Annotated in this window: 13 protein-coding genes; 8 read left to right on the plus strand and 5 right to left on the minus strand. The window is 55.8% G+C overall.

Going from position 1 to position 14,066, the window contains the following annotated elements; translation table 11 throughout:
• Nucleotides 1-22 precede the first annotated feature (22 nt).
• Nucleotides 23-853, minus strand: a complete 831-nt coding sequence (locus CKW14_RS00615; protein ID WP_095124379.1) for a GPO family capsid scaffolding protein — start codon at nt 851-853, stop codon at nt 23-25.
• Nucleotides 854-1,022: 169 nt separating this feature from the next.
• On the opposite strand from CKW14_RS00615, the gene CKW14_RS00620 reads away from it, so the two are divergent.
• The 3 genes from CKW14_RS00620 to CKW14_RS00630 all read left to right on the plus strand — a co-directional run bounded on the left by CKW14_RS00620 (nt 1,023) and on the right by CKW14_RS00630 (nt 4,736).
• On the plus strand, nt 1,023-2,780 hold the full coding sequence (locus CKW14_RS00620; RefSeq protein ID WP_095124700.1) for a terminase ATPase subunit family protein: 1,758 nt from the start codon (nt 1,023-1,025) through the stop codon (nt 2,778-2,780).
• Between the two features lie 11 nt (nt 2,781-2,791).
• Nucleotides 2,792-3,805: a phage portal protein gene (locus tag CKW14_RS00625; RefSeq protein ID WP_176471248.1), complete on the plus strand. Its 1,014-nt coding sequence runs from the start codon at nt 2,792-2,794 to the stop codon at nt 3,803-3,805.
• Nucleotides 3,806-3,893: 88 nt separating this feature from the next.
• The gene (locus tag CKW14_RS00630) at nt 3,894-4,736 is read left to right on the plus strand and encodes a hypothetical protein (RefSeq protein ID WP_095124381.1); all 843 of its coding nucleotides are present in this window, start codon (nt 3,894-3,896) and stop codon (nt 4,734-4,736) included.
• A 280-nt stretch (nt 4,737-5,016) separates the two neighbouring features.
• Here CKW14_RS00630 and CKW14_RS00635 read toward each other — a convergent pair whose 3' ends face one another.
• Nucleotides 5,017-5,670 carry a hypothetical protein gene (locus CKW14_RS00635; RefSeq protein ID WP_371857715.1) on the minus strand — a complete coding sequence of 218 codons (654 nt, stop codon included), beginning with the start codon at nt 5,668-5,670 and terminating at the stop codon, nt 5,017-5,019.
• 1,021 nt (nt 5,671-6,691) lie between these two features.
• Between CKW14_RS00635 and CKW14_RS00640 the strand changes: the two genes are divergently transcribed.
• From CKW14_RS00640 to lepB, 4 genes are all read left to right on the plus strand, one after another.
• Entirely contained in the window at nt 6,692-7,216 is a 525-nt protein-coding gene (locus CKW14_RS00640; RefSeq protein WP_095124383.1) for a hypothetical protein, read from the plus strand.
• A 611-nt stretch (nt 7,217-7,827) separates the two neighbouring features.
• Nucleotides 7,828-8,190, plus strand: coding sequence for a DUF6124 family protein (locus tag CKW14_RS00645; RefSeq protein ID WP_007915520.1), 363 nt, complete (start codon nt 7,828-7,830; stop codon nt 8,188-8,190).
• Nucleotides 8,191-8,337: 147 nt separating this feature from the next.
• A complete protein-coding gene (locus tag CKW14_RS00650; protein ID WP_095124384.1) occupies nt 8,338-8,745 on the plus strand; it encodes a hypothetical protein in 408 nt (135 codons plus the stop codon).
• An 80-nt stretch (nt 8,746-8,825) separates the two neighbouring features.
• The gene (gene lepB / locus CKW14_RS00655; RefSeq protein WP_095124385.1) at nt 8,826-9,623 is read left to right on the plus strand and encodes a signal peptidase I; all 798 of its coding nucleotides are present in this window, start codon (nt 8,826-8,828) and stop codon (nt 9,621-9,623) included.
• A 44-nt stretch (nt 9,624-9,667) separates the two neighbouring features.
• On the opposite strand, the gene CKW14_RS00660 is transcribed toward lepB, so the two are convergent.
• The 3 genes from CKW14_RS00660 to CKW14_RS00670 form a co-directional block, all read right to left on the minus strand.
• Complete coding sequence (locus CKW14_RS00660) at nt 9,668-11,083, minus strand: amino acid permease (RefSeq protein WP_095124386.1); 1,416 nt, start codon at nt 11,081-11,083, stop codon at nt 9,668-9,670.
• Between the two features lie 127 nt (nt 11,084-11,210).
• The gene (locus CKW14_RS00665) at nt 11,211-12,263 is read right to left on the minus strand and encodes an ornithine cyclodeaminase (protein WP_095124387.1); all 1,053 of its coding nucleotides are present in this window, start codon (nt 12,261-12,263) and stop codon (nt 11,211-11,213) included.
• Nucleotides 12,264-12,313: 50 nt separating this feature from the next.
• Nucleotides 12,314-13,348 (minus strand): histone deacetylase family protein, encoded by a 1,035-nt coding sequence (locus tag CKW14_RS00670; RefSeq protein WP_095124388.1) that lies wholly within the window; start codon nt 13,346-13,348, stop codon nt 12,314-12,316.
• 119 nt (nt 13,349-13,467) lie between these two features.
• Between CKW14_RS00670 and CKW14_RS00675 the strand changes: the two genes are divergently transcribed.
• Nucleotides 13,468-13,968, plus strand: a complete 501-nt coding sequence (locus CKW14_RS00675) for an Lrp/AsnC family transcriptional regulator (RefSeq protein ID WP_016987646.1) — start codon at nt 13,468-13,470, stop codon at nt 13,966-13,968.
• The last annotated feature ends 98 nt before the right edge of the window (nt 13,969-14,066 follow it).

Raw genomic sequence — 14,066 nt, forward strand, 5'->3', positions numbered from 1 at the left:
GGGGCTTTGGTGGGGCTGACTGTCAGCAGTCGGTCACGACCGAGTTATCGCCGCCGGTAATCGGAGGGCGCGTCTTTTGGTTGTGGTCTTGGGTGGTGGAGAGCTTGGTCTTCAACTCGCTGAAGTCCTTGCTCAATTGATCCAGTCGGGTACTCAGGCCTGCGGAGAATTTCTTCTCTGCGGTCAGTTGGTCCGGCAGGTCCTTGACGTGTTCGGCGACGGCTTCGACGGCATCACTGATCTGGGAAAACTCGCTGTCGTCCTTGGTCTGTTTGCCCTTGAGCAGGTTTTGCACCTTGCTGAAAAGCTGGGCGCCGATGCTGGGCTTTTCCTCGATCTCTTCGAATGTCAGTTCGGTTTCGACCGCCTCGGTGAACATCGAGGTCGCTGAGTAATGGCGATCCTTGAACGGATTGGCTTCGGGTTTTTGAGCGGAGAACGCGAGGACGTCGGTACCCAGGCTGGCAGGCGAGTCGGTCACCGCCAGACCAACGATGTACGCCTCACCCGTATCGGAAAAGCTGTCGTCGATTTCGATGGAGGTGTAAATCTTCTGCTTCGCCTTGTTCATGGCGATCAGTTCAGGCGTCGGCTCGACCTGGGCGAACAGCGCCAGTTTTTTCTGGCCGTTCATGTCCACTTCTTCGGTCTTCACTGCCAGCACGTCGCCGTAGGCCTTGAACGGACTGTCGGGCAGCACGCTGCGGTAATGCTCCAGCCAAATGCGGGCACCATAGGTGGACGGGTTGAAGTTTTTCGCAGCCTGTTCCAGCCAGCTGCGTTTGATGGTGCGCTTGTCTGAGGTAGCGCCCTCGACGGCGACGCGGAACCAGTTGCTGCGAAATTTCTTCATGCCGGGAATCCTCATTGCGTAGGGCGCCTGCTGTTGGCTGAGCAGTGCGTTGCGATGAGGGGCATGGTCGTGACGCGCGCGAGTTGCGGCAATGAGGCGGGACTGTAGGGAAGGGCGGTACAAGAGGCGGCGCTATTGAGTCGCCGGCATGGGCGGCAGCATCGCGGCCATGACTACGACCGCACTGCTGCCCATCGATCCCCGCCGCCAATCCAAGTTCCTCTACTGGATGGGTTGGCGCATCTGCGAGATTGCCGAGGCTACGGGCGAAAAGGAAAAAACGCTACACAGCTGGAAGGCCCGCGACGAGTGGGACCGGGCCGACAACGTCGAGCGTATCGGCGGGGCACTGGAAGCGCGGTTGGTGCAGTTGATCCTCAAGGACAATAAGAGCGGCGGCGACTTCAAAGAGATCGACCTGCTGCACCGGCAGTTGGAGCGCCAAGCGCGGATCCAGCGCTTTCAGGGGGGCGGTACCGAAACCGACCTCAACCCGAACCTTGCCAAGCGCAACGCCGAGCCGAAGAAAAAGGCCGTCAAAAACGAGATTGATGAAGACCAGATCGAGCTGCTGCGCGAGGCCTTCATCGATGGCTGTTTCGATTACCAGAAAGACTGGTACCGGGCTGGCAATCAGCGCACTCGCGTCATCCTCAAAAGCCGCCAAATCGGCGCAACCTACTACTTTGCCCGCGAGGCGTTCATCGATGCGCTGGACACTGGGCGCAACCAAATTTTCCTGTCGGCTTCGAAGAACCAGGCCTACCTGTTCCGGGGCTACATTCAGGCGTTCTGCCGCGAGATTATCGGCGTCGAGCTGACTGGCGATCCCATCGTTTTGCCCAACGGCGCCGAGCTGTTTTTCCTCGGTACGAACGCCCGAACCGCCCAGGGCTACCACGGCAATTTCTACTTCGATGAATTCTTCTGGACGTTCAAGTTCGAGGAGCTGAACAAAGTCGCCTCCGGTATGGCGATGCACAAGAAGTGGCGCAAGACCTACTTTTCCACGCCATCGAGCATGGCTCACGAGGCGTACACCTTCTGGACGGGCGAGCGCTTCAACAAGGGCAAGCCCGCCGCGCAGCATACGAAGGTGGACGTGTCCCACGGCGCGCTCCAGCAGGGCCGGTTCTGTGAGGATCGGTTGTGGCGACAAATCGTCACGATCCTGGACGCGGAGCGGGGCGGTTGCGACCTGTTCGACATTGAGGAGCTGCGCCGCGAGTACAGCCCCGAGGCATTCGCCAACCTGCTGATGTGTGAGTTCGTCGACGACGGAGCGAGCATCTTTCCGCTGACCCTGTTGCAGTCCTGCATGGTGGATAGCTGGGTCGAGTGGGCCGAGGACTACAAGCCCTTCGCCATGCGCCCGTTTGGCGACCGCCAAGTGTGGATTGGCTACGACCCGGCCGAGACGGGCGACTGTTCCGGCATGGTCGTGGTCGCGCCGCCCCTAGTACCGGGTGGCAAGTTTCGCATCCTCGAACGCCACCAATTCCGGGGCATGGACTTCGCCGCGCAGGCCGCGTTTATCAAGAGCGTCTGCGACCGCTACTGGGTGACCTACATCGGCATCGATGTAACCGGTTTAGGCAGCGGCGTGGCCCAGCTGGTGCGCCAGTTCTTCCCGGCGGTGACCACTTTCAGTTACTCGCCCGAAGTCAAAACCCGCCTGGTACTTAAGGCCTACGACGTAATCCACAAGGGCCGGCTCGAATTCGATGCCGGCTGGACCGACATGGCCCAGTCGCTGATGGCGATCCGCAAAACCGTCACCGCTGGCGGACGCCAGTACACCTACACCGCCGGCCGCAATGACAACACCGGCCACGCCGACCTGGCCTGGGCACTCTTTCACGCATTGCACCACGAACCGCTTGAGGGGCAGACCACTGCCAACACCGGGCGCATGGAGATTTACTGATGACCGAACAAATGGCCAACCAGACGCTATTGCCCGCGACCACACCCGCCGCCGGCGCTGGTACTCAGGTATTTTCTTTCGGCGAGCCGACGCCGGTGCTGGGTGGACGAGAGGTTTTCGATTACCTGGAGTGCTGGTTCAACGGGCGGTGGTATGAGCCGCCGCTTTCGTTGGATGGGCTGGCTCGGTCGGTGGGGGCGAGCGTGCATTTGCATTCGGGGTTGATGTTCAAGCGCAACCTGTTGAGCAAGACGTTTATCCCGCATCCGCTGTTGTCGCGGGCTTCGTTTGAGCAGTTTGCGTTGGATTTTTTGTGCCTGGGTAATGGCTATTTTGAGGGGCTGCGTTCGCGGTTGGGTGGGGTGCGCAAGCTTGAAACCCCCTTGGCCAAGTACATGCGTGCTGGGCCGGATGGGCAGTTCTACCAGGTGCGGGGGTGGAAGGATGAACACGCGTTTGAGCCGGACAGCATTTTTCACCTGCGTGAGGCGGATCTGCATCAGGAAATTTATGGGCTGCCGGAGTGGATCAGTGCTTTGCAGTCGGCGTTGCTGAACGAGTCGGCGACGCTCTTTCGGCGCAAGTACTACGAGAACGGCAGTCATGCCGGGTTCATCCTTTACATGACTGATGCGGCGCAGACCGAGGCGGACATCGATGCGTTGCGCAAGGCGTTGAAGGAATCGAAGGGGCCGGGAAATTTTCGGAATTTGTTCGTCTACTCGCCGACCGGCAAGAAGGACGGGATCCAGCTGATCCCCGTCAGCGAGGTGTCAGCGAAGGATGAATTTAACTCGATCAAGAATCAGACGCGGGATGACGTGTTGGCAAGCCTGCGCATTCCACCGCAGCTGATGGGCATCGTTCCGCAGAACGCGGGCGGGTTCGGATCGATTCGGGAGGCAGCCCAGATCTACGCGGCCAATGAGCTGGAGCCGATTCAGACGCGAATGACCCAACTAAATGACTGGATAGGTGAGGATGTTATGAGGTTTAAAACATATGAGATAGGGAAGGACGTGTAACCTCTTTAGCTCCTATGAATGAAAAATCACATTCCTCTCTGACCGTGAGTAATAATACGGTGATAGTTTTCAGACGGGAGTTGTCTTTATGGTTTTTCCTTTGGTGATTGGGTCAATTTTAGGAGGCTTCGCAGTTTTTTTTATATTCCTCTGCGTGTTTGCTTTTTCGCCTGAATTTTCACAATTGATTAGCCCCTTGGTGATTGCAGTGCTCAAGGATGTAGGTGGCCCCGTAGCGGCTGGTTTCGGAGGCGCCATGGCGGGTGCTGGGTGCTCCTATTTTCTACAGCAAAGAACTGAAAAAGCAAATGAAGTGAAATTAGACTTTAGTGTGGTCCACAGATCAGTAATTCACCTCACGGCACAATTAAATGACCTGTTCTCAATAAAAAAATACAACATTTATCCAGTGCGAGATAGCAAGATTAGATTCTTGGAAATATCTAAAATTGCAATTAGTCCAAGTGTCACTGAACGAGTTGATCCTCGTATTATTGATATCGCGTTGTCTGTAGGTGATACAGTTACCATTGACACTATATATCTTGCGGAGGCGAGATACAGAGCTTGCTTTGAGAATTTTTCAAATCGCAATCTTGTCCTAGACGAGTATAGAGCTACTTTGAAGGCCGCAGGGGTTGGTAAGTCAGGACAGCACACACTATGTGAAGCTTTTTCAGTAGTTGGTGAGGGGCAATTAATTGCGCTGCATAACGTGACAGAGCAAATGATTGAGGTTTTAGATGAGACCCTTCAGAGTCTTATTGAGTCGTTGGCTAGGGTGTCGGGTATTCTAGATAAAAAATATAAAGGTACTGGTAACCTATCACTTAAAATGAATACTTCTAGTGGTGCGGAATATCTAGAAAAAATGCCGTCACCTTTTTTTAGTATTGAGAGTCTTAGGGAGTGTTTGAATAGGTGTGAATAGATTTTGGCGGGCAAAACTTTCGCAGGGTTTATTAACTCTTCCACTTAAGTTCTGATTTCTCTCACTTGTGCTAAGCCAACCTGATTATGTCGGCGTGGAGAAAATCGGTCTCCTGGTGGAAGAGTGCGGTTGTGTGATAGGAGTAGCGCTGTAACATCATAGTGTTGCTAGCCGGTTGCGTCGGTCAGGGTAGTCGGTATGCGTAGCGCCGTAATGAAGTGCCAGATACCGCTGTATTGATAGAGCCATCCGTACATCGCCAGATCCTCGCGCTGAGCTATCAGCGCAGGCCCGCCGGCAATGGCTTGACTACAAAGCCTTTTCCGGTACAGGTTTCGCAATCATCGCGTTCGCTGAAGCGATCAAGGCAATCGGGACATGTGGAGAACGTTGCCGACTCGATGAAAGGGCGCAGTCTTTCGAATGCGCGTAAGTTCCGCTCTTCTTGAGCAACCTGTGCCGCATCAACCAAAGCACGATACGCGTCCGGGTCGTCCAAGGGCTTGCAGTCAACGCCGCCAATGATCCGATCAGTTTCAATCAACTGGTACTGTCGTCCATTCATTTCCAAAATCAATCCCGCAATTTTCCCAATCTTCCTGGAAAGCCCTAAGGTTAGCCGCACGCCGTCCGTGTCGGAGTAGACCTTCCCGTCATATGCAAAAGAGGCGCCGCGTGGTTCGTCAGTAGCGAAGTTGAAAATCGAGCGGCTGATTGTGCCCAGCAGTTTGCCGTTGGTGACCTGTACAACCTTGTAGGTCGATGCGCCACGGTAATGGTCTGGTGAGTTCTGCAGCTCCTCGACGGCGTGCCAGTACGCGGCATCAGCAATCTCGTTCATTTCGAACTGTTCAAGCTGATCGATCAGCCCCTCGGCAAGCAACGCTGCTGCCATTTCATGGAGTGTTTCCCGCTGCGCCTCGGGGTTTTGCATTCGGAAGTCCTTATCGTCGAGGGTTAAACGCCATCGCTGCATCCTGAGAGTTTTCGCCTGTCCGAAATTCATTTGAACCAATCACTGTACAGATGCTGTATGTCTGTACAGTAATCTGCTGGATAGATTGGTGCGAGCGTGGGGCGACGAGCTGTCAAAAAAGATCGGGGAGTTGACGTGCTACTCGGTGTCAGTGAAGTGCTACACGCACCTGGCGCGCGCCGTCGTCCCCCCACCTCGCCTGCGGGCTAAATGGGTCTTTTTTTCCGCAGACCTGCATCTGGCCGCGCGCCCCCACGGCCGGGTGCAGTAGTGATGGATTCGAGGGCCAGAAAGCCTGCGGATCCCTGCGAAGGGTGGGCCGTCTGACAGGGCAGATCCGGCGGACTTGGGAGGTCGGTAGAAGAATCCATCCGATGTCTGTTTTTCAGGAACAGCATCGGAAAAAAGTAATGTGGTAATTCGAATATCGGAACACCGGCGAAAGCCCCGGATTCATTGGCTTTGCTGGCTTACCTCAAAAAGTGATTTTGAGTAATGAGAAAGGTAATATGACGGTAAGTGACTGATTTGTAAGGGATACATAAAAATAAATATTACTTCCTTAAAAGGTAATTACCTTACCCCTACATTACTCATAAATTACTTTATGCCGATCCTTTGCAGCCCAGTGAAATCAAGGCTCTCAGCCAGATCGACCATTCGGCTTACCCAAATTACCTTTTTCCGATGCCTTTCCCGAAAAAGGGAATCACCCTATAAGCCGGTACAGCCGATGACCGCGCTACTCACTGACGCAGATGATGAACGGACACTCTTAGGCAGGTCGTTTTTGCCCGTGCGAAAGCGTTTGTAGGAAGTGCTGGGGATTGGAGCGACAGGCTCTCCACATGCAGATGCCTGGCGTTATGTTGGCTATGTGCAGGCTAGAGTTGGTAGTTAGTCGAGGTCAGGCTATACGTTTGGCAGTGTGCCCAGATATCGTGGTACTAACATTATTTCTCTAAAACGGAAAATCGCGATGGCTCTGGCTTCCGTAGCACCGTACGCGTTCAATACCAACGAATTATTGACGCTTGGGCTTGCCGCATATGCGGCCGTGGTTTCCACCTTCGTTCTAGGCTGGGACGCTTACAAGTGGCTAGCTTCTGGAGCGAAGATAGATATGTCCGCTACGACTGGGGTGAGGATCTACGGCGGTCCAGTTGAGGACCCGAATACATACATCTCCATAACAGCGTGGAATGTCGGAGACCAACCCACGACCATCACAAATTTGGGAGGTATGTATTTTGATTCTTGGTGGCGGGCATACGTTACGCGCCGGAGGCCGTCCGAGACCTTCATAATCAACCAACCATCGCAAGCTCAACGTATCCCGTATCGCTTTGAAGTCGGAGATCAATGGATCGGCTTAGCTGATCAGTCCGATTACATCGCGCAGAAGGCGACGGGAGGGTATCTGTTTTTTATCCTCTTCACAGCAAAGGGTGGCCGGGGTCATAGAGTTCGCGTGAAACTTCGGGAGAACAAGTCCGCTGAATGAAGCGTGCCGGTTGGTAACCACCGTGCAACCTAACGATTTGCACATCCCGTTCGCAGGGACTGGTAAGCCCGGTGGTACAAAAGTGGTACAGCATTTTTTAGGTTGCGCTGTAAGCCAAGCGCTGCGGGCGCTGTAGATTCAGTGATTCCAATCCATCATCGCAACGACAGACAGCACTTGAAAAAGAACGCAATGCTTCCTGCAATTGGCGGCTGTTTTTGGTTCGATCACTAAATTCGTCGAACTTGTTCTAAACGCAGAAATCTGGATGTGTTTAAACGTAGTCTGTTTTTGCAGTCCTTAGCCTACACCACCTTGCGCCTCCCCCTACACCTAAGACAGAATCCGCCGGCTTGTGCGTCTAGCTCGCGGGTTCTATCGTTCCTGAGTCACTGAAAACCAGTGATCGGGTTTGGTAGACCCGCAGCATTGATGCATCGCGTCACTTCATGCAGTCGCATTCTTGCGTCTGGATTATGGTGGCCATGCTCAGGGCTTCTTCGGAAGCGCCGGTTCCAGTGCTCCGGTCTACCAACCTGTGTATGGTCACCACCCTTCGTTTGGTAGCGAGAGTGGATGGCTCCCATTTTGTAAGTGCTGGAGTTCCATCTATGTTTAAAGTAACGCCCAACCCACCAGAAACCGACCCCGCATCCCCCTACGATTCCCTCAACCCCAAAAAACTCCACGAAGCCGCCGAGCGCGCGCTCGATCACTACCTCCTTCCCGCCGGCCACATCATGGCCAGCGTCAACGAACCCGAGCGCATGTACCTCGCCAACCCCAAGTACGACTCGGAATCCCTGCTGGCCAATGCCAGTGAAACGCTGAGTTCCGCCTCGGAAATGCTCAACAACTTCGCCGCAGCACTTGACCCCTCGCACCGCAAAACCGCGCTCGGCATCGCGCAGGTGGTGATGTTGGGGGAGTTGGCGGTGAATCAGGCGTTGGATAACGTTGAGGTGAAGGCGTAAATCAGTTCCCTTTGTGGTGAACGGCTCAGCCGTTGCCACGGAGGGGCTGTTCGCACTGGGCAAAGCAGCCGAGATGAGGGCGGGGAAATGGACAGGGTGATGGCCATTTAGTAGCATTCCGCGCCTTTACTCAGGAGTCGCCGCACCATGGAAGCTACATCGTCCCGAGCTTGGTACAACACACGTCCCGCCGTTGTCTTCATGGCCGTTTTTTATTGCTTTGTCGTATTGATTCAGGCCGGTCTGTGGGTGGCTCATGACGGGTTTCAGCAAGCGCGGGAAGGGGATATTTCGTTCCTGATGTTGTTGAACGTCTGCGTGGTGGCATTGTTGATGTTTGTCGGCGGCTTGCTGTTGCTGGCGAGAAAGAAGATCAGTTCGCTGTGCTTTATGCTCGCGTTGATTCTGGGAATTGCCTTTTCTCTGTCGCAGATGAACAGCGGTTCGGTTGTGCATCTGCTGACTCTGCCGATGTTCAAAGAATATGCACTGGTGTTTGGTATCTGGGTGTACAGCCTGCAGTTGCGTACGACGGGTTATTTTTCCGCTAAATAACCCCTCTGCATTGCCCGTAGCGCCCTGTTGGCTGAATAGGCCGGGCGCTTGATTTTCAGCCATTTACGTGAAGAGAATTTATGTCTGCTCCTGATAAGCCAAAGCTGCCGTTGCAAGCATTCGTGATGTCGTGCCTGGTGGCCGGCTGGGGTCTGGTGTATGCCGGTCAGGTGAAGTGGGCGGTGCGTGTTGCCGCTTTACTTTATCTGGGTGTGATTTTACTCGGTGTCTGCGGGGTGCCTGCCACGCCGGTGGGCCTTTATGTCTTCGCTACCTTTATCGTCCTGGTGAAACTCGGCTCAGCCACGGCAGCAGCGATATCGGTGCGCAAAAACGACCGTCCGGTGAACAGCCCCAGCACCCGCTTCCACGTGTTTTACGTGGTGGCGCTGGTCATCCTCACGCTGATTCTTTTGGGGCCATTGCGAGGCCCGACGCTGGGGTTCAAGACTTACTTCATCCCCTCTGGCTCGATGGTTCCGACCCTTTCGATCGGTGACTATATCGTCACCAAAATGCGCATCGACGCGCTGCAAGTGGGCGATATTGTGACTTATCGCTACAACGGCACGGAGGCGGTCAAACGTGTGGCGGCGGTGGGTGGCGATACCTTGTCGATTGTTGACGGTAAGGTCATTCGCAACGGCGAAAACATGGGGCTGTTCTTTGCGCCGCCAGATCGCGTGAAGGATCCTCGTTATCTGCAAACGCCGCAGACGGTGGTCGAGAAAGATCATGTTTATCTGCTCGGTGATAACCGCGACAGCAGTAACGACAGCCGCTTTATGGGCCAGGTCGCACTCGAAGACATTACCGGTAAAGTCACCGGAATCTGGTACTCATCCGATCGATCGAGGATTGGCACAGCCTTTCAGTGAAAACAAAAGCCGTCACCTTAAGGTGACGGCTTTCGCTTGCAGATCTAGCCAAACTGACTCGCCGACTCAACCGCAGATTTAGGCCTCCTCAACCGCGTCAACTGGTAAGCAATCGCCAACCAGACAAACCACCCCGGCATCACCATCAAGGCAATGCGCGTGTCAGGCCGCAACGCCAGCAGACACAGCACAAACCCCAAAAATGCCAACGAGAACCAAGCCATCGGCACGCCGCCGGGCATCTTGTAAGTCGACTTCGCATGCAGATCCGGACGTTTTTTTCGGTAGGCAATGTAAGACGCAAGGATGGTCGACCAGGTGAAGATCACCAGAATCGCCGACACGGTAGAGACGATGGTGAACGCGGTCATGACTTCCGGCACGATGAACAGCACCAGCACGCCGACCAGCATCAATAGCGTGGTAAACGCCAGACTCAGCAGCGGCACGCTGTTGCTCGACAGTCGGCGGAATAGGCCGGGGGCGTTGTCCTGATTGGCCAGTCCGAACAGCATGCGGCTCGATGAAAACACGCCGCTGTTGGCCGAGGAGGCCGCTGAGGTCAGGACCACGAAGTTGACGATACCGGCCGCTGCGGGAAATCCGGCGACGAGGAACAGTTCGACAAAAGGGCTCTTGACCGGGGAAACCTGTTGCCACGAGGTCACGGCAATAATGCAGGTCAGCGCGAGGACGTAGAACAGGATGATCCGCAGCGGAATCGAGTTGATTGCCTTGGGCAGAGTCCTCTCCGGCGAGCGGGTTTCGGCGGCAGCGGTGCCGATCAGCTCGGTGCCGGCGAAGGAGAAGATCGCCATTTGAAATCCGGCGAAGAAGCCGAACAAGCCGTTAGGGAACGCCGCTTGTTTGTCCACCAGGTGACTCAGGGACGCGGTGACGCCGCTGGGCGAGACGAACGAGCTGGCGATCAGCACGGTGCTGACGCCGATCAGGGTCACGACGGCAATGATCTTGATGATCGCGAACCAGAATTCGACTTCACCGAACAGCCTGACCGTCAGCACGTTGAGTGCGAACAGGGTTGCCAGCATGCCGATGGCGGGTATCCACGCCGGGACGTCGGGGAACCAGTACTGGAAGAAGCCGCCGACCACGACGGCGTCGCCGATCACCGCCACGCTCCAGCTCAGCCAGTACGACCAGCCCAGGAAGAACGCCGCGCGCGGGCCGAGGTAGGCGCCGGCGAAGTCGGCGAAGGTTTTGAAGTTGAGGTTGGACAGGAGCATTTCGCCCATGGCGCGCATGACGAAAAACACGAACAGGCCGATGATCATGTAGATGAGGATGATCGACGTCCCGGAGAGGGCGATGATTTTCCCGGAGCCCATGAACAGGCCGGTCCCGATGGCACCGCCCATGGCCATTAACTGGATGTGACGATTGCTGAGCGTGCGCTGCAGCGCGGGCTGTTCAGGCAGCCCGGAAGGGGTCGATTTCATTGCAAAACCTCTTGATTTTATGTTTTTGAGTTTTGGCAGAAAGTGGGTGTTGAGCGTTCTTGTTAGAGGTGCAGCGGCTGATCACAAGGTGAATCGCCCCCTGTGGCTTGGGGGCGGCTGTTAGTGATCAACTGACGGTGCGCAGACGCGAGGTTTTGGCCGGTTGCGGATCGAGCAGTTGGAAGAGGTTTTTGATGTTGGCCGGCGTCGGCACGAGGTGGATGCGCTGGCCGATTTGCTGTGCCTGCGCCAGGTCTTTCAGGTAGCGCAGAGAGGAAAAGTCTTCCAGGGCAAAACCCACCGAGTCGAACACCGTCACCTGAGTAGCGTTTTCGCGTCCGGCGATCTCGCCCTGCACAATCCGGAAAAATTCGATCACCGGGGAGTCGGCTGCCAGTTGCTGAATGTCGCCCTCAATGCGCGTTTGCGGTTCGAACTCGACGATGACCCGGGCGTTGCGCAGGATGTCGGCGTGCAGTTCGGTTTTACCCGGGCAGTCACCGCCGACCGCGTTGATGTGCATGCCGGGTTCGATCATCTCCGGCGTCAGAATGGTTGCGTAGGCTTTGTCGGCGGTGACCGTGGTGACGATGTCCGCGCCCTTGACCGCGTCCTTCACGGAGTTGGCCAGAATCACGTCGATGTCCGGGAATGCGGCGAGGTTGTGCTTCAGTTTGACGGAGGCGTCGTGATCGATATCGAAAATGCGGATTTCGTTGATGCCCAACATTTCATGAAAGGCCAGCGCCTGAAATTCACTTTGCGCACCGTTGCCGATCAGGGCCATCGAGGTCGCACCCGGGCGAGCCAGCGATTTCGCCACCAGCGCGGAAGTTGCTGCGGTGCGCACGGCGGTGGTCAAGGTCAGTTCGCTGAGTAACGTCGGATAGCCACTCTGCACATCAGCCAGAAGCCCGAAGGCCATGACCGTGAGCAAATTCTGCTGACCGTTGTTCGGGTGGCCGTTGACGTATTTGAACGAGTACTGCTGGCCGTCGTCGGTGGGCATCAACTCGATCACGCCGTCTGCCGAGTGATTGGCCGTGCGCGGTGATTTATCAAACTGTGCCCAGCGTGCGTAGTCCGCTTCGATGTAGCCGGCCATTTCGCGAATGGCGCGGCGGATACCGACTTGAGTGAACAGGCGTGCAGCATCATCGACATCTATAAAAAGCGTCATGGTCTTATTCTCCGATCCAGTCATTGAAAGGTTGTAGAGCGCGGGCTGGTTCAGCTGCGTTTGCTCTCGAAACCGTGCAGCACGTTCACTGCATTGATGCCGATCTCATCGACCATGTAGCCGCCCTCCATGACGAACAGGGTCGGGCAGCCGACGCTGGCGATCAGTTCACCGATGCCAATGAAGTCATCACTTTCCAGCAGGAAGTGGCTGATGGGGTCGTCCTTGAACGTGTCGACACCGAGGGAAATCACCAGCACTTCAGGGGCGAACTGCTGAAGCTTTTTGCAGGCGTGGAGCAGGGCGTTGCGATAGCTCTCCCATGTGGTGTTTTTCGGCAGGGGATAGTTGAGGTTGTAACCCTCGCCGACACCCGCGCCGACTTCGTGGCTGTAGCCCGAGAAGTACGGATAGGACACCGCCGGTTCGCCGTGCAACGAGACGAACATGACGTCGCTGCGCTGGTAAAAAATGTTCTGGGTGCCGTTGCCGTGGTGGAAGTCGACGTCGAGCACCGCGACGCGTTTGGCGCCTTGGGTGATGGCTTGTTGCGCGGCAATGGCGGCGTTGTTGAGGTAGCAATAACCGCCCATGTATTCGCGCGCGGCGTGATGGCCGGGCGGACGACACAGGGCGAAGGCACTGTCGTGGCCTTCATCAAGCAGGGCCAGGCCAGTGAGGGCAATATCGGCGCTGGTTTTCACCGCTCGCCAAGTCGTCGCGGTAATCGGTGAGCCGGCATCCATGGCAAAGAAACCCAGCTTGCCATCGATGAACGTCGGCACCTCTTCGCCGGCCAGATCGCGCACCGGCCATACCAGCGGCAAGGCATCGTGAGTGCGACCGGTTGCGCGCCATTCGCTCCAGGCATTTTCCAGAAAACTGACGTAGCGCTCGCTGTGCGCGTTGACGTAGCACGAGCGATCAAACGCGCGCGGTTCGACGATCTGCCCGAGGCCGACCTGTTTGACTCGGTTATGCACGGTGTCGGCGCGACTCGGTTGCTCGAAAGAAGGTTTGAGCACGCCGTCTTTCAATTCGGTGCCGTGGTGCAAACGGTGGGAATCACTGAAAACTGTAAACATTCTGCGCATCCGTTATTGTTAGCCAGTGCAAATATTCTGTTCCGGCTTGGCTGCGCTTTCTTTGCTTTGTGTTCGTTATTAAGTCGATTATTCGGGCGTTTTTACTCAGGAATGGCGTCATGCAGAAAAAAATATCCAAACGTATCAGCCTCGACGAGACCGACCTGGCGATTCTTGAGTTATTGCAGGAGGACGCCAGTATTTCCAACGCTGAACTTAGCGAGCGGCTGTCGCTGAGCCTTACGCCGTGCTGGCGACGGCGCAAGCGCATGGAGGAGGCCGGGGTCATCAAGGGCTATCAGGCCAACCTTGATCGGCGAATGCTCGGGCTGGATATCATGGCGTTCGTGCACATTCGTTTTTCCACCCACGCCGACCACGCGCCGGACGCCTTCGAGGCGGTGATTGCGCAATTGCCGCAGGTGGTGGCCTGCCACAAGATCACCGGCGATGCCGATTATGTGTTGCAGGTGTTGGCGGAGGATCTTGATAGCTACAGCGATTTCATCGAGCAGGTGCTCAGGCGTCAGGTGGGGATTGCCTCGATTCAGTCGAGTCTGGCGTTGCGCGAGGTCAAGACTGGGAGCCGGATTGCGATTCCCAAGCCAGCAAGGGACTGAGTCGGCAGGCGCCTGAATCAGCATTTTCAGCCTGGTTTTGCGCCAGTAGCGATGTGCCATAAATCATGATGGCAATGCGTCATCACGCGGCTCAAAAA

The organism is Pseudomonas sp. Irchel s3a12 (assembly GCF_900187485.1).
GTDB classification, from domain to species: Bacteria; Pseudomonadota; Gammaproteobacteria; order Pseudomonadales; family Pseudomonadaceae; genus Aquipseudomonas; species Aquipseudomonas neuropathica.

What these genes read in the sequence shown, in the direction of transcription:
- CKW14_RS00615 (WP_095124379.1), bottom strand. Translation starts at nt 853, where the DNA reads ATGAAGAAATTTCGCAGCAACTGGTTCCGCGTCGCCGTCGAGGGCGCT.
- CKW14_RS00620 (WP_095124700.1), top strand. Translation starts at nt 1,023, where the DNA reads ATGACTACGACCGCACTGCTGCCCATCGATCCCCGCCGCCAATCCAAG.
- CKW14_RS00625 (WP_176471248.1), top strand. Translation starts at nt 2,792, where the DNA reads ATGGCCAACCAGACGCTATTGCCCGCGACCACACCCGCCGCCGGCGCT.
- CKW14_RS00630 (WP_095124381.1), top strand. Translation starts at nt 3,894, where the DNA reads ATGGTTTTTCCTTTGGTGATTGGGTCAATTTTAGGAGGCTTCGCAGTT.
- CKW14_RS00635 (WP_371857715.1), bottom strand. Translation starts at nt 5,670, where the DNA reads ATGCAAAACCCCGAGGCGCAGCGGGAAACACTCCATGAAATGGCAGCA.
- CKW14_RS00640 (WP_095124383.1), top strand. Translation starts at nt 6,692, where the DNA reads ATGGCTCTGGCTTCCGTAGCACCGTACGCGTTCAATACCAACGAATTA.
- CKW14_RS00645 (WP_007915520.1), top strand. Translation starts at nt 7,828, where the DNA reads ATGTTTAAAGTAACGCCCAACCCACCAGAAACCGACCCCGCATCCCCC.
- CKW14_RS00650 (WP_095124384.1), top strand. Translation starts at nt 8,338, where the DNA reads ATGGAAGCTACATCGTCCCGAGCTTGGTACAACACACGTCCCGCCGTT.
- lepB (WP_095124385.1), top strand. Translation starts at nt 8,826, where the DNA reads ATGTCTGCTCCTGATAAGCCAAAGCTGCCGTTGCAAGCATTCGTGATG.
- CKW14_RS00660 (WP_095124386.1), bottom strand. Translation starts at nt 11,083, where the DNA reads ATGAAATCGACCCCTTCCGGGCTGCCTGAACAGCCCGCGCTGCAGCGC.
- CKW14_RS00665 (WP_095124387.1), bottom strand. Translation starts at nt 12,263, where the DNA reads ATGACGCTTTTTATAGATGTCGATGATGCTGCACGCCTGTTCACTCAA.
- CKW14_RS00670 (WP_095124388.1), bottom strand. Translation starts at nt 13,348, where the DNA reads ATGTTTACAGTTTTCAGTGATTCCCACCGTTTGCACCACGGCACCGAA.
- CKW14_RS00675 (WP_016987646.1), top strand. Translation starts at nt 13,468, where the DNA reads ATGCAGAAAAAAATATCCAAACGTATCAGCCTCGACGAGACCGACCTG.